Here is a 21894-nt window from a genome sequence, read left to right on the forward strand (position 1 = left end):
GTGATAACGCAGTCTGGTGCGGTTCAGAGGGGCTCTGGCCCGCACCCCGGCATGCTCACCCACACGAAAATAACTGCCACTTTTAACAGTGGCTGCATTTGCAAAACGGCACTTAACTGACGAGCATGCAGCAAATAGCCTGGTTCATTCCAGAGTTAGCGGTTATGGTGTTTGACTCACCTTAGCCCTGAAGAATGTTCGATGCAGATTCATTGTCTGGCCCAGATGCCAACTTTTTATGATCGAGTGACCCGCATGTTGCATCTTGAATGGAGCGAATTGCCTAACTGGCGTGATGAGCAAGTGATTCGCCAGCGCCTCGAATCTCGCAATACCGCTGATGCCCAAACGATGACGCTGTTTGCCACCACGCATGAAGGCGAATTGATGGCCACCGCCAGCATCATCCATTACGAATTGAGTGACATCCCTGAGCGAGAATTTTGGTTGGGTGAAGTGATCACCGCTCGCGAGCATCGCGGTAAAGGGTTGGCCAGTGCATTAGTGACCCAGCTGATTGCCGAAGCGCGAGCAAAATCGATCCCTGCACTTTGGCTGTATACGCCCGACCAACAAGCCTTGTATCGCCGCTTTGGCTGGCAGGATGTGGAACAGCGAAACATTGCCGATGAGGACGTCACGGTGATGGTGCTGAAACTGGAATAAGGAGCAATCGATGTTGATACGCAAAAATTACCCGGAACTGGGGGAAGTGAAAGCGCCTTATGTGCACGCAGTAAAGCATGGCGACACTTTATATGTTTCAGGCTTAACGGCTTTCGCCACGCCCGCGCAGCAAGGTGATATTGCCTCACAGGCTGAGGCTATCTTTCAGCAGCTGCACCTGATTTCGGCTTCCGAAAATACCTCGCTGAGCAATCTGATTAAAGTGACCATTTTCATCACCTCCTTTGCCCAAATTAATGATCTGCGGGCCGTACTCTTTAAGCATTATGGCCATCATCTTCCCGCCAGTTCGCTGGTGCAAATTAGCCAGCTTTTCTCACCGGATCTGAAAGTCGAGATTGAGGCGATTATCGCACTGTAACCTGTGCAAGCTGTTGCAATGCGGCGACGCCATCGCGAGCAATCCAGGTGCGCAGCGGCGCGAACAGCGGCTGCGGGAGCGCTTCAGGTGCAAACCACTGCCAGCCTTCACACTTCTCCGGTTCCATCAACTGCGGTTCACCCTGAGGATGATGTGCCAGCAGCAAGGTGATGTAGTGTTTGTTAGCCTCAGGGAACACATCACTGGTGAACGCGCCGTTTTGCAACTCAGTCAGCGTTAATCCCGTTTCTTCAAGCACTTCACGTCGTGCGCAATCATCCGGCGATTCGCCAAATTCCAGGTGTCCGCCAGGTGCCGACCAGTCCCCTGCACCGTGGCTGCCCTTGCGGCGGCCCAGCAGCAGTTTTCCTTCACGGAAAATCAATACGCCTACACCGACTTGTGGTGACATAAAAACTCCTGGTTGTGTTAATCGCCCGCAATGGTAAGCGTTGCCTTAAACCTTCTGCAAGCCATGGGCAGAGTTATCGCTGAGGTTTGAAACGTACTGCCATCATCATCAATACCACGACCCCAACGCTCATGATGGCCCATGCGCTGTTAAGTGAGTCGGCGCGATCGCGAACGATGCCCGCAATCAGTGGCATCAACGCTGCCAGCAAATAACCGCCGCCTTGGACAAAGGATAACAAGCCCGCCGCCTCTTCCGGGGAGTGCGCATGATCAAGCGTCACGATCAATGAAAGCGGGAACAACGCACCAATCCCCAATCCGAGTAGCATGGTGGGCAACCACGCCAGCGCGCCGCCCAGCCACAGCAGGCTGATTAATCCCAGCAGCAGGAGGGTCAGCACCAGCAGCAGTGGAGGCCGACGATCGTGGAAGCGATGGATCAAGCCAGACACAATAAAGCCTGCCACCACCTCGGTTAACGTCAGCGCACCGAGCACATAGCCGCTGTGCTGCGGCGTCCAACCATGCTGCATGTAAAACGGTGGCAGCCACGCCAATACCAGCGTGTAAGCCCCCGTGCCAATCCCGAAGAACACCATGAGCAACCCATTACGGTGAGTTCGTTCGGGTTTGGCACGCTGATCCTTCGCAGCAGGAACGCTGCGGCGCAACGTGATTAACCACAGCAGTACCGCAACGATCGCGGGGACAACCGGCAGTGCCAGTGCCATGCCCAGCCCCTGCGCATCCGCCAACGGGGCGGCCGTTGCAGCCGCTAACGCTGCACCTGCCATGATCCCGGTGGTAAACAGTGCCATTAACGTGCCGGCCTGCGCAGCAAAGTGCCGTTTAATCAGCGCCGGCATCAATGCCTGAATTAACCCAATCCCTGTGCCCGCCACCAGCGCACTGGCAAGTAGCACCTCGACATTAGGAACAGCACCGCGAAGCAGGCAAGCCAATGCCAGCAGAATCAAACCTGCGGCGATCCCGCGAACCTCTCCGATAAAACCAAGCAACCATGGCCCCGCCAGGGCTGACACGCCCATCATCACCACCGGCAAGGTGGTGAGCAAACTGAGTTGGGTAGCGTTGAGGTGTGATTCGCGTTGCAGTAGCGGAAACAGCGGTCCAATGGCCGCCATAATCGGTCGTAAATTCAGGGCGATGATGAAAACCAGTAAGGCAAACATGCCTAAAGCAGGTAAGGTACGAGTCATGTTGCATCTCCATGTGCGTCAAAAGTATCTTAACGTTAAGATACTTTGCGGCATTTCGATAGAGGGGTGCGCACAAAGCACCACATTCGAGGGGAAAAATGACCGACCACGTTGATTTTGTTATTGAGCAGTGGGCCAATGCGATGCCGGAGTTGGATGCCTCCTCAATGGCGATATTTGGCCGCATGCTGCGCATCATGAAACACCTCGCCACCCGGCGCGCTGAGGCACTGGCTCCCTTTCACTTTCGCGAGGGAGAATTTGATGTGCTCGCCACGTTGCGCCGTGCGGGTGCACCTTATTGCCTCTCACCCACCCAACTCTACAAATCGCTGTTAATCACTTCCGGCGCGATGACCAATCGGCTTAATCGCCTTGAAGAGGTGGGATCCATTGAGCGCGTGGCCGATCCTGATGATAAACGCAGCATGCTGGTTGCCTTAACCGATGCCGGTCGTGAAAAGATTGAGCAAGCCCTGCTGGTTCATACTGCGACCCAACGTGATCTGCTGGCGGCGTTGAGTCTTGATCAACAACAGCAACTGCAGACGTTACTCAGCCAGCTAATGCAGACATCAGAAGCCCAGCGGTAAGTATTTCGTCCGTGGATGTGTCAAAATATGAATTAATTCAGTGCGCTTTCCGCTATGTTAGCGCTTCTGCTTTGCCTTCTGATGGAATAAATGATGAGCACCAAATACGCCCCCTCGCAGATTTTTCTTCACTGGCTGACCTTCTTACTGGTCGTCACAGCCTATTGCACCATGGAATTTCGCGGGTTGGCGACGCGGGGATCCTGGCAGGGCTTTGCTATGATCATTGGCCATTTCAGCGCAGGGAGTTGTGTGCTGGTGCTGATGCTCTCTCGTATCATTCTGCGTTTTCGCCATCGCAGCCCAGCGATTGTACCGAAACCACCACACTGGCAGACTGGCCTGGCGCACCTGATGCATCTGGCGATCTACCTATTCTTTATTGTGTTGCCGACACTCGGCATTTTGTCGCGCTTTTATATGGGCCGCACCTGGTGGATTTTCGGTATTCCTATGCCGGTGAGCGGCGACCCCGATCCTGACTTTGCTGACAGCATTGCGGACTGGCATGAAACGCTCGCGCCTTACGGTTACTGGCTGATTGGCATTCATGCGGTGGCGGCACTCGCCCATCACTATCTGTTCAAAGACAACACATTACTGCGCATGATGCCCTCGCGCCGCTCGCGTTAGTCCTCTCTTTTGCGCCCGGTTATGGCACTGGCCGGGCGTCCAAAAAAGCGCTGAAACGCTACGCTGAAATTGCGCGGATGTTGATAACCTACCTGCCATGCCGCCTGTGCCACCTGAAATCCCTGTTCCAGCAAGCGATGAGCGTGCTCCATGCGCATCTGCAACAACATTGCGCCCGGCGTGCAGTGAAAATGCTGCTGAAACCCTCTTTTCAACTGGTAGTCACTTAACCCTGCCGCCAGCGCCAGCGCACTCAGCGAGAAAGCATCCGCCAGATGATTGCGCATCCAGTCGCGTGCCTGTTCCAGCCGTTCAATTATCTGTGGATGCAACTTGTGAAGCGTTTCCGTGGGTTGAAGCTGATGACGATGCAATGCCAGCAGGCTGAGCGCCTGAATTTCCAGTCGCAACGGATCTTGATGCGCTTGATTGAGTTGCGCAGCGGTAGCATGACCGAATCGGCAAAACAGATGGCGTTTGAGCTGTGGCTGTAGCAATCCTGCTGCCGCTCTTTCACCAAAATAGTGGCGCACACTCGCGGCACTGAGGATCAGGCGCACCTGCTGCACCCGCTCACCTGCGCGATACAATCGCTCGCCCTGGCTGGCCTGAAAACTGGTTACGGTCAAGTGGCCGGCGCTGAAGGCTATTTCACGTCCACTGGTTTCCCGAAAACGGGATTCTCCCCGCAGACCAAAAGTCAGCACCAACTGTGGTTGCGTGTGAGTGGGTCGTGAAGACTCACAGAGCGCCTCAACGGGCCAGTAATCGGACTGCACCATGCGCATATCTTGTGACAGTTGATGCTGGCGCACATACATCTCGCCGGGTTTCTGCATCCTTTCTCCTCCCGCAGAGTTAAATCACCGTCTTGCAGACAAATGAGAATAAATTGCATTTACGCGAAAGGCTAGTCTGATGTTCACATTACCTGCTCAGGAGATTGCCATGCGTTTCCCGCTAACTACCCTCGATCAACTGCTGGCTCAGCATGCCCTCAACGGCGCTGTGGCAATAGCATTTGAACATCGCTTGTTTGATTTTCTGGCGTTACCTGCCACGGCTGCGCAAGTCGCTCAACACTACGACTGGCAACCACAGCAGGCTTATCATCTGTTACGTCTGTTATGGAGTACGGAATTACTGTCGCATGAAGCTGACTGCTTTGTACTGGCGCCGAATGTGCATGCCTGGCTGTGTCACGGCAGTCGCCGCTATATTGGTGACGCCTGGCGCTATCGTCATCAGGTGTTACAGCAGTTTGCTCAACGTTTGCCACAACTGCTGACCCAGGCGGAACCCGGCTGGCAAGATCCCTTGCAAATCGATACCGCGTGGGCGGATGCCGCCTTGCATCAAATTGCCCAGGAACAGCGTGCGCTGAGCGCGGACACCGCCTGCGCAATCGCTGATACCCTGGCTGATTTTCAGCGTCCGGCGCTATTGCTGGATATGGGGGGCGGACCGGGTTTAATCAGCATTGCGTTAGCCCAACGCTTTCCGCAGCTTTCGGTGATCGTGTTTGACCTGCCCCAAACCGCCACCATCGCGCAGCGCAATATCGAAAAAGCCAGCCTAAGCGATCGCTGTTGCGCTCTGGCGACGTTTCCGAAAGAGCGTCAGGTGGACATCATCTGGAGTTCATCGTTTCTTTATTTTATGGCGGACAGACAGGCGATGCTGCGCGAGTGGTTCACGCGTTTAAAGCCAGGCGGATTGCTGATCAGCGCCCATGCAGAAATCCCAGTGAATCCAGAGGAAGCACGGCAAGTGCTGCCCTTCTTTACCCCATTAATGATGAGAGGTTACAACGTCACAAATGAAGGGGTATTGTGCGAGGAATTAAAGCAGGCAGGATTTGCTATTGAGCGCGTCCAGCGGATGCAACCGTTTCCGATGTCACCGCTCGATGTCATCCTGGCGCGAAAACCTAAAACGTTAAGCTAAAGCTGTCGTCCAGCAGTGCAATAATCTCGCTATCCGGTAAGCCGTTTTCCAGCGTCAGGCTGATCCAGTGCTCTTTGTTCATGTGATAGGCCGGATAGACGCCGTGCTGCTGGCGCAGGGAACCGGTAAGTTCAGGACGGGTTTTGATATTCATCACCTGAACCATCGGACCGTCGGCCAAACCGAGTTTATGGCTCTCCAGCGGAAACACCAGTGCAAACCATTTACGGTGGCGTGGGTGCCGCAGAACCGCGTATTCACTGTGTTTTTTCCACGGATAGTCAGGTTCTACCTGGTACGTTTGGCTGATGTGGTCGAACAGTTGCTGACGATTCATGGTGGTTCCCGATGTGTGGACGATATTGCCGGCCTTGCCCCAATAGCACAAGGCCGCACCTTACGTTATAAGGCGCGGCCTGTTGTGACAAGCTCTTCAACTCAGAAGACTATTTCAACTCAACTGAAAACGTCCCACCGTTTGCGCCAGTTGTGCCGCCTGGTCTTCCAGCGAACTGGCGGCGGCAGACATCTGCTGCACCAGCGCGGCGTTCTGCTGCGTGGTGCCGTCCATTTCATTCACCGCGATGGTGACCTGGCTGATACCGCGCGCCTGTTCATCGGATGCCACCACAATCTCACCGATGATAGTGCGCACTGAGTTCACTGCCTGGGTCATCTCCTGCATGGTCTTACCGGCGTCCTGCACCAGTTGCACACCGCTGCCAACACGCTGGCTTGACTCTTCTATCAGCGCCGCAATCTCTTTCACCGCGTTGGCACTGCGCTGCGCCAGATTACGCACTTCAGAAGCCACCACAGCAAAACCACGCCCCTGCTCACCGGCACGCGCCGCTTCCACCGCCGCATTGAGCGCGAGGATGTTGGTCTGGAAAGCGATGCTGTTGATGATGGCGGTGATATCGCCGATCTTCTTCGCGCTATCGTCGATCTGCGCCATGGTTTGTACCACTTCACCTACCAGCGATTCACCCCGGCTGGCGATCTGCGTGGCGTTTTCCGTCAACGCCGTCGCCTGATGCGCATTGTTGGCGTTGTGTTTCACCGTGGCGGTGATCTGCTCCATACTGGCGGCCGTTTGTTCCAGTGCCGCCGCCTGTTCTTCCGTGCGTGAAGCCAGATTCAGGTTGCCGCTGGCAATTTCGCCTGCGCCCTGACGAACGGAGGAACTGGCATCCTGGATCTGGCCGACAATCTCGCGCAGTTGGTTTTGCATGGTATGCAGCGCATAGAACAGGCTGCTGTTATCACGCCCTTTCAACGTGATGACGTTATCCAGTTTGCCATCCGCCACCGCCAGTGCAATGGTCGCGGCTTCAAGCGGTTCGCCACCAATCGGCTTCAGTACTTTACGGCTGAATAACAGGCCCAGCAGTGCACAGACCACCAGAATACTGATGACCATCAGGATCACAGCGTTGACCAGTTGACGATGCGCCGCCGCCATCACTTTGCTGACCGGCGCGACCACCCCGAGATACCATTTCTGATCGCTATTGCCGATCACCACCGGCTGCCAGGTGACCAATGCATCTTCACCCAGTAACGCATCATGCTGTTCCATGACGTCTGAACTGTAGTGATGGGTATCGCCTTTCCACGCTTTGCTGGTTTGGTTTTTATCCGGGTAAGACACCACATTGCCCGCGCTGGACAACAGCATGGCGTAGCCCACACCTTCCCAGGGTTTGATTTTATTCACCCTCTCCTGCAGCGAGGCCAGCGAAATATCTGAAGTCACAACACCCCACAATTTCCCCTGGCTGAGAATCGGCGCCGCCACGGACGTCAGCAGTGTTGGAACACCGTTATAGGCATAGCTGTAAGGTTCAATCAGTGTGTCTTTTTGACTTTTCTGCGGTAGCAGATAGTAGTCACCCTGGCCCGGTGTAAAGATCGAAGTCAGTGGGTGCATCTTGAAATTGCCTGACTGATCGCGATCGACGAAGAAGGCATAGCGGCCCTTCGGTGCAGCACCCGGCTGGGTAGCGAACTCGGCGTCGCGGCCATCGAAGGCGTTTTCTTCAAAGATCACTGAAATCGACAGGTAGTCAGGATTATCGCGCAGTGCCGACTCCATGACTTTATCGGCAACCTTACGATCCTGGATCCCTGCCGCTGGCAGCGCAATCAGGCTGTGCCCGAGATTATGCGCCACGTCTCGTGCATAGCTGAGTTCCTGCTGGATTTGCAGCGCCTGGGTTTGCGCAATTTGCTGCAGGTAGTTTTCAGCCAATGACTTCTGCTCGTTGCTGGACTGCCAGCTCAAGACGCCGATGGTCACGGCAAAACCGAGGGTGATGGTTAAGGCGCCCGTCAGCAGCATCTGCGTGCGGGTGCTTATTGTTTTCTTTGATGATGCAAGTTTGGCCATTATGGCGCTCCTGGAGTTGACACTTTTTCGGTTAAAAATGAACCACTCCCTGTGCACCTACATCCCTCTGTAGAGACTATCGGCGCGCGGCGCAGGAACTTGATGGGTGAGCAGGTCGGAGCAGAGCGTAATGAGAGGCTGATTCGCCGTGGGTTGTTAGGATCGGGCGCCCGTCAGGCCGCCCGGCGGTGCATCAGGGTGCACCTTTACGTCATGAACATCCAGGTAACGACAAGCACCGTTATTTAAAGCTTTCGCTCGCTGCTTTGGCGATGGCGATTTCATTTGGGTTAGCAGAGCCGCTGACACCCACGGCCCCAATGGTATTGTTTTGCCACACCACCGGTGAACCACCGCCCAGTGGGATGACGCCCGGCAAGGTGGCAATAGCCGGTTCTTTACCGTTGGCGCGATCCATGTATTTGTCTGTTGGCGTGCGATACAACGCCGCCGCACGGCCTTTCAGAATCGAAGAATCGATGCAGCCGACAGGCGCATTGTCCATGCGGTTAAACGCCAGCAGTTGGCCTGACTGATCCAACACAGCAATGCAAACGTTGGCGTTCAGCGCATGTGCTTTTTCCTGCGCGGCCGCGATCAGCTTCTGCGCATCGCCCTGCGAGAGAATGGTTTGCGTCAGGGTGGCCTGTGCGGCAGCAGAACCGAACAGTGCGGCGCTCAATAGCGCAAGGGATAAAACCTTTTTCATTGAAGTCACTCCTTAAAGAGTCTTAGCGTGATGAATGCGGGCGACCTCAACGTCGCCCATAAAAGTTATTTCCGACGGCGCAGCACAAGGATCAGCGCCACAACCACCACCAGTAGCGCAACCCCGCCCCCGATAATGCTTAACGCATGCGCGTATCGCACCAGCCAGCTGCCGCTTTCGCCTTTCAGCGTTTGTTCCACATCAGCCGGAGTGATGACATGCTGCGGGTTGCCAAAGTTGGTGGAGACATAGTTCGCGACTTTAGTGAGTTCGGCCTGACTAAACTGGGTGCGAAACTCCGGCATAAAGGCGTGATCGTTGCCGGTCTGGCGATCAACGCCTTCCGCGATGGTCATGATCAGGTTGGCGGGATCGTCCGACAGCACCGCTGAAGATCCCACTAGCGCGGGATAGAAGCGCTGAGCATCGTGGGTTCCGCGTCCGTCACTGGCATGGCAAGTGGCGCAGGCACCGTTGTACAGTTGTGCCCCGCTCATGGCATCACCTGAGACATAGTCCGTGATCTCATTTTTCATGCCGGTTTCGATGGCTGACAGCGGCGTGGCCTGCGGTGCAACAGAAGGCGCTTTACGATTCGCGCCGCCGATCGTAGGCACCTGCTTCAGATAATGTGCCATTGCCTCCAGATCGCTCTGCTGCATTTTCGAGAACGAGTTCTGAACCGCTGTACCCATCTCACCTGCGGCAATCGCTTTACCGTGTAGCGCGCCAGTGCGCAGATAAGTGACTATCTCCGCTTCGCTCCAGTCACCGATACCTGCTTGTGTATCTGGCGTGATATTCGGTGCTGTCCAGCTGCCAACCTTGCCGCCGGAGAGGAAGCGATCGCCCTGTTCCGCCATCATGCCGTTACGTGGGGTATGGCAGGTGGAACAGTGCGCCAGCGTACGGACCAAATATTCGCCCCGTTCTGCACTGCCTGATGCCGCATTGCTGCCCGGCACGGCTTTGCTATCCAGGAACAGCAGATTCCACATCGCCATCACCGGACGGAAGGAGAACGGGAATGGCAGATCGGTTTCGGGGGCCGGATGATCATCGGCTGGCACGCCCAGCATCAGATAGGAGTAAAGCGCGTGGATATCCTCATCTGACAGCCCGGCGAAGGAGGTGTAAGGCATAGCGGGATAGAGATAATGATTACCCGGTGCTTTGCCTTTGCGCATCACGTCGGCGAAATCCGCCAGGCTATAGTTGCCAATCCCGGCAGTTTTCGACGGCGTGATATTGGAGCCGTAAATCATCCCCATGGGTGACTGAATCGCGTAACCGCCCGAGAAGGGTTTTCCACTGTGTGGATCGCGATGGCAGGCCGAGCAGTCACCGGCGGTGGCCAGATATTCCCCTCGCTTGAGCAGATCCGGCGAAGCATCCTGTGCCTGCACAGCACCGGCCAGCAACAGGCTTGCCGCAGCCAGATGTCTGATAGGTTTGCGCATCATCAGATCTCCCTCGCGATGGTATCGGCCATACGCAGCGCCAAAGCGATGCCGGTCAGCGTGGGATTCACCGTCGCAGAGGTGGGCATCACCCCAGTGGTGGCAAGGAACAGATTGGGATGATCCCAGCTACGGCAATGCGCATCGACCACCGAATCTCGCGGGTTATCCCCCATGATGGTGGTGCCCATGATGTGATACTGATTACGCCAGCCAGTCGGTGCTTCAATCACTTCACCGTTAAAGGCCTGCAGGAAGTTAGCAAAATCCTTGTAAGCCTGAGGGCGCATGCCGCGTACGTAATCATCAAGATGGTAATTGACGTTGAGCATCGGCAGGCCAATCGAATCTTTGCGATCGTAGTTTGGCGTCACGCGGTTGGTGGGACTCGGCAGCGTTTCGCTCATGGTACTGATATTCATGATGCGCGAAGCGCGGTCACGAATCGCATCATCCAGCGCTTGCCCCATCATGCCCTGTTTCAGCAACGGCACCGTGACATCGACGTTGGGCACCAGGTTACGCAGCGAATAGCGGATCGCCGAGTGCTGTGCACGTGTGGCTTCATCACGACGATTGGCGATGGTGCCGTGCTGCACCGAACCTCGCCCGGTCCACAGCGGTTCGTCGGCAAGGAAAGTCAGGCTCAGACCAGTGTGATCCATCAGGTTACGACCGACCTGATCGGAACTGTTGGCCACATCATTCATTAGCAGCAGCTTTGGCGTTTCCAGCCCGTGCGCAGCGATGATGAAGGTTTTCGCGGTGAGGCGCGTATCTATGCCATCGGGCTGGCGATAGTGCAGCGCGACGATTTTATTCCCCGCCCCTTTCTCCAGCTTCCAGGCCACACACTCGGTGCGCAGCTGCACGCCCAGCGCCACCGCTTTATCGACATGCATATCACCGGAATACATCGCGCCAATCGGACAGATCGGCTCACAGTTGTTGTTACCCGCGCAAGCCGGACGGCCATCATAAGGCCGTGACACGCGCGCGTGCGGCTCATGAATCACCTGATAACCCATCGGGCCCAGTTTTGACTGCATGCGCTGCACCATATACGGCTTGGCTTCCGGCGGCAGCGGATATTCCGCTGATCGTGGTGGATAATGACCGCGTCCTTGCCCACTTTGATCTTCATCGGCGGTCCCTACCACGCCCACTTCGCGCTCGGCTTTGACATACCAGGGTTCCAGCTCGCTGTATTCAAACGGCCAGTCGCGGCCAACGCCGTACACACTTTTCAGCTTGAAATCATTGGGCAGAAGGCGCCAGCAGGCCGATGCCCAGTGGCGCGTACTGCCGCCGGCTACGCGTAAATAGCTGGTGACATACTCGAAATCGTCATCCCCTTTGGCATCGATATACCCTTCGGTGTAAGAGTTTGGCGCCCACGGCAGATTAGGATAAGGCGTGCACCAGTTACGTTTACTGGCACCGTTTCGGTAGTTTTCCACCACTTTCCAGCGCGGAATATAAGGCCCTGCTTCCAGCATAATCACCGACTTGCCCGCTTTCGCCAGCTGATAAGCGGCGTTGGCGCCCAGCGCACCGGAGCCGACGATCACCACGTCAGCATCAAATTCACTCATGATGTACCTGCTCGATTCTTGTTATAGGGTATTGTGCTGCGCCAGCATTGCCTCGGCTTCCACGAGGGTTTTGGCTTTGCCCTGCACCATCAGTAACCAAGGTGCATCAGGCTGTTTAATCTGCTTTGCGGCGACGGGCGATTGATCGCCCCATTCGCGGATCAAGCCGGGCATCGGTGGCGCGATCACGCCCGGTGGCACTTCGGCCCAGTAATCACCGCCCGCCCGCGCATAGCTGGGACGAATGGTGTGGTCACGCGTCGGTTCATACATCAGCGCCGACAGGAAGGTGACGAAGTGCGCGTCATCCACGGCTTTGGTGGTGGAGGGATGGCCGGTGTAACCGAGATACCACGGCGAAATAATCGTCAACGCCGTTTTGACATCGGCATCATCAAGCTGCGCGACGATCTGCTCACGATCTTCGCTGTGCAGCGCATTGAGGCGCGTCATCAGGCGCGCTAATTGACTCGGGAATCCCGCATCCTGTTCACACAGCAGCGTCCATAATCGTTCAGTGATGCCGATATCGAGGCCACGGCGTCCGGTTAACAGTTCACTGGCGCGCAAAAGCAATGCCTGAGAGGCATCGGCAGGTGCGGCTAACAGCGGTTGCAACGGGATAGAAACGATGACCGGAGTGGCCATCATCAGTTGTAAGAAACGTCTTCTTTCCATGGCTAACCTGCTTTCAGCGCCGACAGCGCACCCTGCGCCGCTTCCGCATCCACGTTGCCATCTGGCGTGCTGACACCAATAGCGCCCACCACCACGCCGTTCACTTTCACCGGCTCACCGCCTGGCAGCGGTACCACCACCGGGTTACCCAGCATGCCGACATTTCCGGCAGCGATTTTCTGCTGAAAGCTGGACGTCGGCACCCCAAACGCGGCGGCCGAGTGCGCTTTCTTCGGCGCGAGTTCGCTGTTCGCCAGCGTGGCGCCATCCAGACGCTCATAGGCGATCAGCTGACCAAAAGGATCGACCACCGCAATCGCGCCACCGATGTGATGGCTACCGATAATCTGCTCGGCTTTCGCTACCAGCTGTTGCGCCTGGTGATGGGTTATTACGGCAACCTGGTTAACGGGTTCGGCGGCCTGGCTCGCGGCACAGAAAAGTCCACCGCACAGCAGCACTGTCGGGAGTTTTTTCATGGGTGTTATCCTGAAATATTAAGGTTGAAGGAGAAACTCAGTGGCGTGCTAGACGTTGCTGAATCAGATGATCGAGGCTCCATTTACCGCCGCCGTTCAGACACAGCATCAGGAAACCGGCAGCGCAGGAGATATTTTTTAACCACACCATCAGGTGTGCGTGGCTGTATCCCTGATAGAACAGGAATCCGGCCAGAACCGAGAACACCGCCATAAAAATGGCGGTGAATCGCGTCAAAAAACCAAAGGCAATCGCCAGACCGCCGCCCACTTCCAGCAGGATCACCAGCGGCAGGAAAAAGGCCGGCACACCGCTGTCCGCCATGGTTTGCAGGTTGTCTGCGTAATGGGTGATTTTGTCGAGACCGGAAGCGAAGAACAGACCTACCGCCATAACGCGGCCGAGCACAGCGAGGAGATCTTTCGTGTGAGACATGATGTAACCGTTCTATTATCTAGTTGTTAATGAACCAGACGGTACACTCTATAACTTTAGTTACATTTATCATTTCGTGCGGCTAAAAAACGCTTGGCACATGAGTTGTGCAACTTTGCAGCGCACTTTGCTCAAATCAACGACGATAAAATAACTGCGAGGTATCAGGGTGCTGAGGATGATTTTTGAAGTGGATCACACTATTTATGCGGACTTTTAACTGGTGATATGCGGTAGAGCGCTCCGCTAACTCTACGTTTTTAACGGTTTTTTTTAAGTAAAAATCCTAAAGCGTATAGCAAAGTACAACTCCAGCCATGTGCGATCTGTTTGTTAACAAAAAAACAACATTGGGCGGTTTGGCGTTTCAACTCCTGTTACTCGTTGTTATTCCCGACAGGAATGAATTAATAACCTTCGCAGAATATTTTTTATCGATTGTCGATGCCAGGATGACGTAAACCCTATCGGAGAACCGACATGACTTATCGCTTTCTCGTGACCACTACCAGCCTCGGCCAGGGAGGCCGTCAACTGCTCGCTGAAGCAGGCTGTGTGGTCGATTATCTGGATGACGCCAATAACGTTGCGGAAGTTGAACAGCGTATGAGCAGCGTGGCATATGACGCCGTCATATCGCGCACCGTTGAATTGAACGCGAAAGCCATCAACGCCTGTCCGACGCTGAAAATCATCTGCAAACACGGCGTTGGCGTCACCAATATTGATGTGTCAGCGGCTACCGAACGCGGTATACCGGTGCTGACCACGCCAGCGACCAATGCCCAGTCTGTTGCCGAGCTGACGCTGGTATTGATGCTGAATTGCGCGCGGCGTCTGCCCTATTTCCAGCAGGAAGTCGCTGCCGGACGCTGGACCCGCAGCGGCGATGGCGAAGAGCTACAGGGCAAAACCCTGGGTCTGGTCGGCTTCGGCGAGATTGGCCGACGCGTGGCACGGTTCGCGCGTGTGATTGGGATGCAGGTCGCATTTTTCGATCCTGCCGCCCCGACCGATGGCGAGTTTGAAGGTGCGCAGCGCTGTGCTTCGCTAGACGATTTACTGCCGCTGGCGGATGTATTGAGCCTGCACTGTCCGGTCACGCCCAAAACCCGCCTGATGATCAACGCGCAACGTCTGGCGCAGTTGCCCGCTCACGCCACGCTGATCAATACCGCGCGTGGCGAATTGATTGATGAAGATGCGCTCGCTGCCGCGTTACAAAGCGGACAACTGCGTGCTGCAGCGCTGGACACGGTAACAATTGAGCCGCTGGCTGCCGACCATCCGTTCCGCGCGCTCAGCAATCTGATCGTGACTCCGCATATTGGCGGTTCCACCCCGCAGGCACTGGATGCCGTTGCACAAAGTGCAGCACGCCAATGTCTGGCGTTTCTTGATAACCAACAGATCAACCCATCCGCCTGCGTCAATCCGCAGGTGTTAAACCGGAGTTAACCTATGACCATCCATAAAGACTGGCCGATTGGCTATTTCATTGGTGAGCGCGGCGCGCCGATCGATGCGGGCGTGATTGATGCCTTCCGTGCACTTCCCGTGCCAAACATTGGCGACTCCATGGGACGCAGTGTCGGTGCGCTGGGCTTACAGGCTTATCACAACGATGCCAATCTGGTGCTCTGCGGCCCGGCGATCACCGTGAAAGTCCGTCCAGGCGATAACCTGATGATTCATAAAGCGATCGAAATGGCGCAGCCAGGCGATGTGATCGTTGTTGATGGGTCGGGGGATCTGACCCAGGCGTTAATCGGCGGTCTGATGCGCACCTCTGCCATCACCAAAAAGATTGCCGGTTTCGTGATTGATGGTGCCGTGCGCGATCTGAATGAATGGGCAGAAGGCGGTATCGCCTGCTGGGCACGCGGCAACACTTTGCGCGGCCCTTCCAAAGAAGGTCCAGGTGAAGTGAATACCCCGGTGCACTGCGCGGGACTGGTGGTGTCACCGGGCGATTTGATCGTAGCTGATGCCGACGGCGTGATTGCTATCCCGCAGGATGAGCTGAGTGTGCTGCTGCCTCGCGTGCAGCAACATGCACAGCGTGAGGATAAGATCCGCGCCAGCAACGTAGCAGGCAACAACGATCCTGAGCGCTTCAACGCCATTCTGCGCGGGAAAGGCTGCCCGGTTTAACGCTATAGCCTGAATCACCTGTGTTATCGGGCGTGGCCATCCGGCCAGCCCTTAACAAACCATTATAAAAAAAACGGAGTACCCTACCGTGCTGAAAAAAATTTCGCTGAGCGAGTCGATCCCCCCGCCGATGACCTGGCGTGACAACTTCACACCAGAAGAAGGTAAGGCATTTGGTGCGCAACTCTCTGCGCGTCTGGAACGCTTACCTGCCGCCCGCCCGCTGTGGCTGATTATCTTTGCGCTGGCATTGGGAGGCTGGTTTGAAGTGTATGACGTGTTCCTGACCGCCTATATCGGCCCCGGCATGGTTCGCGAGGGGATCTTTTCTCACGGTAGCCATAACTTTTTTGATCCCCATAGTCTTGGTGCGTTTGTCGCGGCGATGTTCCTCGGGGTTTTCCTCGGCACCTTGTTGATCGCCAATCTGGCTGACCGCATCGGGCGCAAAAAGGTGTTTATTATCGCCTTGCTGGTTTACGCGGTGGCCAGTGGCATTATGGCGTTTCAGCACCATCCGTTTTCCATTGTATTCTGGCGCATTGTGTCGGGTATTGGCGTCGGCGCCGAACTGGTCACCATTGATGCCTATGTCTCCGAATTTATTCCGGCACGCCTGCGCGGCCGATCCTATGCGTTTGTGCAGGCCATCCAGTACACCTCGATCCCGACCATCGCTTTTCTTTCATGGCAGTTGGTCCCACAAGAAATCCTTGGCCTGAGCGGTTGGCGTTGGGTGGTGTTATTTGGCTGCATCGGCGCGGTGCTGGTGTGGATCCTGCGTATGGGATTACCCGAAAGCCCACGCTGGCTGGTTGAGCAAGGCCGCTACAAAGAAGCGGAAGACGTGGTACGCCGACTCGAAGCGCGTGTCGCTAAATCAACCGGCGCGGCGCTGCCTGCGATTGACAGCCATTTGTTGCAGCCTACTGAATCTAAACCGGCTGCAAAAAACGAAATGTGGCGTCCGCCGTACCGTCGTCGCACCATCATGCTGCTGGTGTTCAACTTCTTCCAGTCGATTGGCTATTACGGTTTTGCCAGTTGGATCCCGACACTGCTGGCAGCCAAAGGTGTGACCTTCACCCACAGTTTGCTCTATTCCTTCCTGATTGCTTTTGCCAGCCCATTGGGGCCGCTGGTAGCAATGACCTTTGCCGATCGCATTGAGCGTAAGTGGCTGGTGAGTGGCTCCGCGCTGGCCATTGCCCTCGTCGGCACGGTATTTTCCTGGCAGTCGCAACCGGTGATGCTGGTGACGTTGGGACTGCTGCTATCGCTGGCCAGTACCTGTATGACTTTCTCGTACCGCGCCTATCAGGCTGAACTGTTTCCGACGCGTTTCCGCGCTAAAGCGATTGGATTGGTCTATTCGGTAAGTCGTATCAGCGGCATGCTGTCGGGCTTTACCATTGCCTGGGTGCTGAGTGAGATGGGTGTGAGTTCAGTGTTTGCCGTGATTTCCGGTGCGATGGCGATTGTGGTGTTTACCATTGGTGTATTTGGTCCTCGCACGCTGAATCGCCGTCTGGAAGAGGTGAATCCCTGAGAACGTGATGACCGCAGGGATGTGATGACAAGCTGTTGATGGCGGGATTAGGCTACAGCCTAATCCCGTTTTCAATGGTGGCTATTTCTGTTCTGGCAGCGCGTACGCCAGCACATAATCGCCCACCGGCGTTTCCATAAAGTGATGCCCGGCGGCAACGATCACCAGATACTCACGCCCATTTTGCGTGTAGATCATTGGGTTGGCCTGGCCCCCTGCGGGCAGTTCCGTGCTCCACACTTCCTTGCCGGTTTTCATGTCGATGGCGCGAATTAAGTCATCGGTAGCGGCCGCGACAAAGATCAGCCCGCTGGATGTCACCACAGAACCGCCATTATTCGGCGTACCAATATTAATCGGCAATCCGGTTGGCAGACCAAATGGGCCATTACGACGTGCGGTACCCAGTGGACGATCCCAGAGAGTGCGTCCATCACGCAGATCGATGGCACGTATACCACCATACGGCGGCTCTTTACACAGCATGCCTGTGTACGGCAAGCGCCAGCCCGCATTCACGTTCACCGCGTAAGGCACACCGATTTGTGGATCGCCTGCCCCTTCCGCATGACCGGTATCGTGTGGGTTATAGGGAATTTCATCACGAGGTTTCCAGCCCAACGCATCGGCCTTAGCGCGCGGCACCAGAATGTTGTAGTTCGGCATATCGTTGTAGTTAGCAATGATGATGCCACGCGTCGGATCCACCGCCACGCTGCCCCAGTCAGAACCGCCGTTATAACCCGGATACTCAATTGAATGACGATCGGCTTCCGGCGGCGTGTACTGCCCTTTATAACTGGCTTGTTGGAACTGAATGCGGCACACCAGCTGATCCACCGGTGTTAAGCCCCACATGTCCTGCGGGGTGAGGTCCGGTTTACTCAGGTGATGGAACAACGAATAAGGCTGAGTTGGCGAACGCTGGTCCGGTTCTACACCGCCGCCGGGCACCGGACGCTCCTCCACACCAAACAGCGATTTACCGGTGCGGCGATCCAGCACATAAATCTCACCCTGTTTGGTCGGCATGATAATCGCCGGTGTTTTACCGCCGTTTTTATCCGGATAATCCACCAACGTCGGCTGAGAACCGGGATCATAATCCCAGACATCTTTATGCGCGGTCTGGAAAGTCCAGGCCGGTAAACCGGTATCGATATTCAATGCAGTCAATGAGACTGAATACTTATTCTCGGCAGGCGAGCGCGTACCGCTCCAATAGTCACCCGATGAGTTTCCGACCGGCAGATACACCAATCCTAATTTGTCATCACCGGTGAACGAGGTCCAGACGTCGGGTGAACCGCGTTTGTACGCATTGGGTCCTTTCTTCGGTGTGGCGGTATCCGGATCGGCTGCATCCCACGCCCATTTCAACGCGCCCGTGCGCACGTCATAAGCTTTAATCACCCCCGGTGGGCCAAATGCGCGCTGGCCATCGATCGTCTGATGTCCCACTACCAGGGTATCACGTATCACCACCGGCGCTGAGTTGATGGCCACATAGCCGTCATAGGTCTCCCCCATATCCTCAGCAAGATTGACCGTGCCCTGATTACCGAAACTGCGGCAGACTTCGCCAGTTTTGGCGTTCAATTCGATGATGCGGGCGTCCAGCGTCCCGAGGATGATGCGCTGCTGGCAGTCACTGTTGTCGCTGTTCGGTGCGACTGCAGCGACCTGTCCGGTGCTGGCGTGGCTGTTGGTCTGGCTGTCATACCACGTCAACCCACGGCAGGCGGCGGTGTAAGGAATGGATTTGTCGCTGACTTTCGGGTCAAAGTGCCACTTCTCTTTTCCTGTCGCGGCGTCCAGCGCGAACACCATGTTGCGCGCGGTACAGGTATATAGCGTATCGCCCACTTTGATCGGGGTGTTTTCACCGCCCCAACGCGCTTTCGGTAAATCACCGGTACGGAATTGCCAGGCCAGCTTGAGGTCTTTCACGTTATCCGGGGTAATCTGGCTGGCATTGGCGAAACGCTGCGACGCCAGGGAACCGCCGTAGGTATACCAGTCGCCACTGTCTGGCGTGGAGGCTTTTCCGCTGCCAGTATCCGCCATGTAGTTAGCCGATCCCGCGTCGGGCACCTCTGTGGCTGGCGTTTCATTGAGTGGCGCAAAGGGCAGCGCAGCAGCAATCACAAAAGCGACAATCAGTACGGCCGCCAGCGCGCGCGACGCCCCCCGGCTGACGCGCGGCGCCAAATTGGGTAACTGGAAGGCAAACACGATGCCGAGAATCAGCATCAAGGCAAAGCGCGGCACCCAGCGCCAGTAATCCAGCCCTGACTCCTGAATGGTCCAGATCAGCGTGCCCACAAATACCAGTGCGAACCAGCCTGCACCGCTGGTGCGTTTCATGAATATCAGTACAGCAGAGATGATCAGCCCTATGCCGGCCAGCACGTAGTACCAATTTCCGCCTAATGCCACGAGCCAGCCCCCTCCTGCGGCCAGGATAATCCCCAGCAACAGCAGAATAAGGGCAAATAGTTTATTCCAGAACGAAAGTCTGGGTATTGGGTTTGCGATGTTCAAAATAATGTCCTTTGCCATAAACGATTGCAGGATTGTGTATTTTTTAAACTCCGCGATTAACTTTAGAATATTTCGAGGGTTATGCCGGGATATTTGGCAAATATGCTAAATAAGCGGCACTTTTTATCCGCTTATATTCCTCATAGTTTCTGTGATAAATAGTTTATTGAGGTGGGAGCAAACACCCATATCCTATCCCGATCAATTTTTGTCTGTGCATTTCCGCGACAAAATCCTGCTGTTTTTGATCTGGCGCAAGATCGCTATCTCACCATCCTGTCAGCTTATTCCTTACAGGGCGCATGACGCTAAATAACAAGAGGAATGCAACATGACAGGTAAATTAGGCTTAGCGGGATTGTTACTGGTTTGGCTGGTGTATGTGGCGTGGATGCTGAGCTATTACTCAGGAACATTTTCACTCTTCACACATTAATCAACTCTCCATCACTTCTACAACGATAGTCACTTCATTTTCCCTGATGGCGGCGCTCAGGTCGCCATCTGGCACACACACCCTTTCCCGGCTAACCTAAAATTTCAGCCTGAAATCGCCACCTATTTTACCTTCTCATGCGGCTTACATTCGTTTGTGGGCTGAGTGAACTGGCGTTTGAGCCGATTAAGCAATATGATTCAACTCATAATATGAGCCGAATAGAATGGCTTTATGGCTCAGTTATTGAGCCTAATCGCCAGACTGTTTGGCTCACTGGCAAATGAGATGAGGCAGGGTATGTGGATATGGCAGCAGCCTGAATGGCCAACATTTCACTGGCAGGAGGAAAAACTTCTGCCGCGATTACGCTATCTGCAGCAGCAACGCGGTATTTTGCTGGGCCGGGCGAGCATATCGGATAACGCCGATACGCAAACGCTGAATACGTTACTCACCAATATTCTGTCTTCCTCCGCTATCGAAGATGAGCGCGTTAACGCGGAGTCAGTAAGATCTTCCCTTGCGCGGCGTTTAGGCGTTTCGCTGGAGCAGCCTTATCCCGTATCCGAACGTTCCGAAGGATTGGCCACCATGATGATGGATGCCATCACCCAGCGCGATGAGCCTCTCACGTTTGAGCGGCTGTGTCTGTGGCATCAGTGGCTTTTCCCGGCGAGTGAATGGACGATAAAGCGTTTAAACGTGGGCGGTTTGCGCGGTGAAGAACCGATGCAGGTGGTGTCCGGACGCATCGATCGTCCAACTGTCCATTTTGAAGCGCCACCGCGTGACGGGCTTGAACTGCAGCTTGATCAGTTTATTCGCTGGTTTAATCAGAGCCATGACGAGGTCCTGCTCGATCCACTGCTGCGCGCCGCCATTTGCCATCTGTGGTTTGTCACGCTGCATCCCTTTGATGATGGCAACGGCCGTATTACGCGTGCGCTGACGGATTTGGCGCTGGCGCAAGCAGACAGCCAAAGCATCCGGCTATATGCCATGTCGTCATCGATTCTGACCCGGCGCGCGGATTATTACCGGATTTTACAAGAGACACAGCGTGGCGATTTGGACATCACTGCCTGGATGCTGTGGTTCCTCGACGTGCTCAATGACAGCCTGGAAGAGGCACTGGCATCGGTCACGCGCATACAAAACAAAGCGAAATTCTGGCTGATTCACCACAATGCCCAATTGAACGCTGAGCAAAATCGCGTATTGAATCGCTTGCTGGATGGCGGTGAACAAGGGTTTGAGGACGGCATCAGCGCCAGCCAATACCAAAAAGTGGCGAAGGTCAGTAAGGCCACGGCGACGCGACATTTGACGGAATTACTGGAGAAAGGTTGTCTGGAGAAATTGCCGGGCGGTGGGCGTAGCACGCGTTATCAGATCAAGCTGTAGAGGTTCAATGAGGCAACAGGAGCGACCTTCTCGCCGCTCCCAGTTTTCAGCTTTCAGCTTTCAGCACTCAGTTTTCAGCTTGCAACTCTCAGCTCTCAGCTTTCAGCTCTCAGCTCTCAGCTTGCAACTCTCAGTTCTCAGCTTTCAACTCTCAGCTCCCAGTTTTCAGCTCTCAGCTCCCAGCTCTCAGCTCTCAGCTC

General features: G+C 55.3%; 21 protein-coding genes. 9 read left to right on the forward strand and 12 right to left on the reverse strand.

What is annotated here, in order from left to right; genetic code table 11:
* Nucleotides 1-255 precede the first annotated feature (255 nt).
* Both VH86_RS20600 and VH86_RS20605 read left to right on the forward strand, forming a co-directional pair.
* On the forward strand, nucleotides 256-666 hold the full coding sequence (locus VH86_RS20600) for a GNAT family N-acetyltransferase (RefSeq protein ID WP_369800369.1): 411 nt from the start codon (nucleotides 256-258) through the stop codon (nucleotides 664-666).
* A gap of 10 nt (nucleotides 667-676) precedes the next feature.
* Nucleotides 677-1048: a RidA family protein gene (locus tag VH86_RS20605; RefSeq protein WP_045833956.1), complete on the forward strand. Its 372-nt coding sequence runs from the start codon at nucleotides 677-679 to the stop codon at nucleotides 1046-1048.
* Here VH86_RS20605 and VH86_RS20610 read toward each other — a convergent pair.
* Nucleotides 1035-1460, reverse strand: a complete 426-nt coding sequence (locus tag VH86_RS20610; RefSeq protein WP_045833957.1) for an NUDIX hydrolase — start codon at nucleotides 1458-1460, stop codon at nucleotides 1035-1037. The genes VH86_RS20605 and VH86_RS20610 overlap by 14 nt on opposite strands.
* Before the next feature lie 73 nt (nucleotides 1461-1533).
* Nucleotides 1534-2682 carry an MFS transporter gene (locus VH86_RS20615; RefSeq protein ID WP_045833958.1) on the reverse strand — a complete coding sequence of 383 codons (1149 nt, stop codon included), beginning with the start codon at nucleotides 2680-2682 and terminating at the stop codon, nucleotides 1534-1536.
* Nucleotides 2683-2780: 98 nt separating this feature from the next.
* Here VH86_RS20615 and VH86_RS20620 point away from each other — a divergent pair, with 98 nt between their 5' ends.
* Complete coding sequence (locus VH86_RS20620) at nucleotides 2781-3275, forward strand: MarR family transcriptional regulator (RefSeq protein WP_045815396.1); 495 nt, start codon at nucleotides 2781-2783, stop codon at nucleotides 3273-3275.
* 93 nt (nucleotides 3276-3368) lie between these two features.
* Nucleotides 3369-3908, forward strand: coding sequence for a cytochrome b561 (cybB, locus tag VH86_RS20625; RefSeq protein ID WP_045815397.1), 540 nt, complete (start codon nucleotides 3369-3371; stop codon nucleotides 3906-3908).
* Here the strand turns inward: cybB and VH86_RS20630 are convergent.
* On the reverse strand, nucleotides 3905-4747 hold the full coding sequence (locus VH86_RS20630) for an AraC family transcriptional regulator (RefSeq protein ID WP_045833959.1): 843 nt from the start codon (nucleotides 4745-4747) through the stop codon (nucleotides 3905-3907). The two genes, cybB and VH86_RS20630, sit on opposite strands and share 4 nt — an antisense overlap.
* A 79-nt stretch (nucleotides 4748-4826) precedes the next feature.
* On the opposite strand from VH86_RS20630, the gene VH86_RS20635 reads away from it, so the two are divergent.
* Nucleotides 4827-5855 (forward strand): class I SAM-dependent methyltransferase, encoded by a 1029-nt coding sequence (locus VH86_RS20635; protein WP_231647332.1) that lies wholly within the window; start codon nucleotides 4827-4829, stop codon nucleotides 5853-5855.
* On the opposite strand, the gene VH86_RS20640 is transcribed toward VH86_RS20635, so the two are convergent.
* The 8 genes from VH86_RS20640 to VH86_RS20675 all read right to left on the reverse strand — a co-directional run bounded on the left by VH86_RS20640 (nucleotide 5839) and on the right by VH86_RS20675 (nucleotide 13604).
* Nucleotides 5839-6192 (reverse strand): MmcQ/YjbR family DNA-binding protein, encoded by a 354-nt coding sequence (locus VH86_RS20640; protein WP_045833961.1) that lies wholly within the window; start codon nucleotides 6190-6192, stop codon nucleotides 5839-5841. The two genes, VH86_RS20635 and VH86_RS20640, sit on opposite strands and share 17 nt — an antisense overlap.
* 114 nt (nucleotides 6193-6306) lie before the next feature.
* Nucleotides 6307-8247 carry a methyl-accepting chemotaxis protein gene (locus VH86_RS20645; protein ID WP_045833962.1) on the reverse strand — a complete coding sequence of 647 codons (1941 nt, stop codon included), beginning with the start codon at nucleotides 8245-8247 and terminating at the stop codon, nucleotides 6307-6309.
* A 241-nt stretch (nucleotides 8248-8488) separates the two neighbouring features.
* On the reverse strand, nucleotides 8489-8956 hold the full coding sequence (locus tag VH86_RS20650) for a heme-binding protein (protein ID WP_045833963.1): 468 nt from the start codon (nucleotides 8954-8956) through the stop codon (nucleotides 8489-8491).
* 65 nt (nucleotides 8957-9021) lie between these two features.
* Nucleotides 9022-10419, reverse strand: a complete 1398-nt coding sequence (locus VH86_RS20655; RefSeq protein WP_045833964.1) for a cytochrome c — start codon at nucleotides 10417-10419, stop codon at nucleotides 9022-9024.
* Complete coding sequence (locus tag VH86_RS20660; RefSeq protein WP_045833965.1) at nucleotides 10419-12011, reverse strand: GMC family oxidoreductase; 1593 nt, start codon at nucleotides 12009-12011, stop codon at nucleotides 10419-10421. The genes VH86_RS20655 and VH86_RS20660 overlap by 1 nt, the downstream gene beginning before the upstream one ends.
* A gap of 21 nt (nucleotides 12012-12032) precedes the next feature.
* On the reverse strand, nucleotides 12033-12689 hold the full coding sequence (locus VH86_RS20665; RefSeq protein ID WP_045833966.1) for a sugar dehydrogenase complex small subunit: 657 nt from the start codon (nucleotides 12687-12689) through the stop codon (nucleotides 12033-12035).
* Between the two features lie 2 nt (nucleotides 12690-12691).
* Nucleotides 12692-13168, reverse strand: a complete 477-nt coding sequence (locus tag VH86_RS20670) for a heme-binding protein (RefSeq protein WP_045833967.1) — start codon at nucleotides 13166-13168, stop codon at nucleotides 12692-12694.
* A gap of 37 nt (nucleotides 13169-13205) precedes the next feature.
* Complete coding sequence (locus VH86_RS20675; RefSeq protein ID WP_045833968.1) at nucleotides 13206-13604, reverse strand: DoxX family protein; 399 nt, start codon at nucleotides 13602-13604, stop codon at nucleotides 13206-13208.
* 480 nt (nucleotides 13605-14084) lie between these two features.
* On the opposite strand from VH86_RS20675, the gene VH86_RS20680 reads away from it, so the two are divergent.
* From VH86_RS20680 to VH86_RS20690, 3 genes are all read left to right on the forward strand, one after another.
* Entirely contained in the window at nucleotides 14085-15062 is a 978-nt protein-coding gene (locus VH86_RS20680) for a hydroxyacid dehydrogenase (RefSeq protein ID WP_045833969.1), read from the forward strand.
* A 3-nt stretch (nucleotides 15063-15065) separates the two neighbouring features.
* Nucleotides 15066-15758, forward strand: a complete 693-nt coding sequence (locus VH86_RS20685) for an RraA family protein (protein WP_045833970.1) — start codon at nucleotides 15066-15068, stop codon at nucleotides 15756-15758.
* 88 nt (nucleotides 15759-15846) lie between these two features.
* Nucleotides 15847-17307, forward strand: a complete 1461-nt coding sequence (locus VH86_RS20690; protein ID WP_052696633.1) for an MFS transporter — start codon at nucleotides 15847-15849, stop codon at nucleotides 17305-17307.
* An 81-nt stretch (nucleotides 17308-17388) separates the two neighbouring features.
* Here VH86_RS20690 and VH86_RS20695 read toward each other — a convergent pair whose 3' ends face one another.
* A complete protein-coding gene (locus tag VH86_RS20695) occupies nucleotides 17389-19851 on the reverse strand; it encodes a membrane-bound PQQ-dependent dehydrogenase, glucose/quinate/shikimate family (protein ID WP_255352506.1) in 2463 nt (820 codons plus the stop codon).
* A gap of 736 nt (nucleotides 19852-20587) precedes the next feature.
* Between VH86_RS20695 and VH86_RS20700 the strand changes: the two genes are divergently transcribed.
* The gene (locus VH86_RS20700) at nucleotides 20588-21694 is read left to right on the forward strand and encodes a Fic family protein (RefSeq protein ID WP_045833971.1); all 1107 of its coding nucleotides are present in this window, start codon (nucleotides 20588-20590) and stop codon (nucleotides 21692-21694) included.
* Nucleotides 21695-21894: the final 200 nt, after the last annotated feature.

The organism is Pantoea sp. BL1 (assembly GCF_000963985.1).
GTDB lineage: Bacteria > Pseudomonadota > Gammaproteobacteria > Enterobacterales > Enterobacteriaceae > Pantoea > Pantoea rwandensis_B.

What these genes read in the sequence shown, in the direction of transcription:
- VH86_RS20600 (WP_369800369.1), top strand. Translation starts at nt 256, where the DNA reads ATGTTGCATCTTGAATGGAGCGAATTGCCTAACTGGCGTGATGAGCAA.
- VH86_RS20605 (WP_045833956.1), top strand. Translation starts at nt 677, where the DNA reads ATGTTGATACGCAAAAATTACCCGGAACTGGGGGAAGTGAAAGCGCCT.
- VH86_RS20610 (WP_045833957.1), bottom strand. Translation starts at nt 1,460, where the DNA reads ATGTCACCACAAGTCGGTGTAGGCGTATTGATTTTCCGTGAAGGAAAA.
- VH86_RS20615 (WP_045833958.1), bottom strand. Translation starts at nt 2,682, where the DNA reads ATGACTCGTACCTTACCTGCTTTAGGCATGTTTGCCTTACTGGTTTTC.
- VH86_RS20620 (WP_045815396.1), top strand. Translation starts at nt 2,781, where the DNA reads ATGACCGACCACGTTGATTTTGTTATTGAGCAGTGGGCCAATGCGATG.
- cybB (WP_045815397.1), top strand. Translation starts at nt 3,369, where the DNA reads ATGAGCACCAAATACGCCCCCTCGCAGATTTTTCTTCACTGGCTGACC.
- VH86_RS20630 (WP_045833959.1), bottom strand. Translation starts at nt 4,747, where the DNA reads ATGCAGAAACCCGGCGAGATGTATGTGCGCCAGCATCAACTGTCACAA.
- VH86_RS20635 (WP_231647332.1), top strand. Translation starts at nt 4,827, where the DNA reads ATGTTCACATTACCTGCTCAGGAGATTGCCATGCGTTTCCCGCTAACT.
- VH86_RS20640 (WP_045833961.1), bottom strand. Translation starts at nt 6,192, where the DNA reads ATGAATCGTCAGCAACTGTTCGACCACATCAGCCAAACGTACCAGGTA.
- VH86_RS20645 (WP_045833962.1), bottom strand. Translation starts at nt 8,247, where the DNA reads ATGGCCAAACTTGCATCATCAAAGAAAACAATAAGCACCCGCACGCAG.
- VH86_RS20650 (WP_045833963.1), bottom strand. Translation starts at nt 8,956, where the DNA reads ATGAAAAAGGTTTTATCCCTTGCGCTATTGAGCGCCGCACTGTTCGGT.
- VH86_RS20655 (WP_045833964.1), bottom strand. Translation starts at nt 10,419, where the DNA reads ATGATGCGCAAACCTATCAGACATCTGGCTGCGGCAAGCCTGTTGCTG.
- VH86_RS20660 (WP_045833965.1), bottom strand. Translation starts at nt 12,011, where the DNA reads ATGAGTGAATTTGATGCTGACGTGGTGATCGTCGGCTCCGGTGCGCTG.
- VH86_RS20665 (WP_045833966.1), bottom strand. Translation starts at nt 12,689, where the DNA reads ATGGAAAGAAGACGTTTCTTACAACTGATGATGGCCACTCCGGTCATC.
- VH86_RS20670 (WP_045833967.1), bottom strand. Translation starts at nt 13,168, where the DNA reads ATGAAAAAACTCCCGACAGTGCTGCTGTGCGGTGGACTTTTCTGTGCC.
- VH86_RS20675 (WP_045833968.1), bottom strand. Translation starts at nt 13,604, where the DNA reads ATGTCTCACACGAAAGATCTCCTCGCTGTGCTCGGCCGCGTTATGGCG.
- VH86_RS20680 (WP_045833969.1), top strand. Translation starts at nt 14,085, where the DNA reads ATGACTTATCGCTTTCTCGTGACCACTACCAGCCTCGGCCAGGGAGGC.
- VH86_RS20685 (WP_045833970.1), top strand. Translation starts at nt 15,066, where the DNA reads ATGACCATCCATAAAGACTGGCCGATTGGCTATTTCATTGGTGAGCGC.
- VH86_RS20700 (WP_045833971.1), top strand. Translation starts at nt 20,588, where the DNA reads ATGTGGATATGGCAGCAGCCTGAATGGCCAACATTTCACTGGCAGGAG.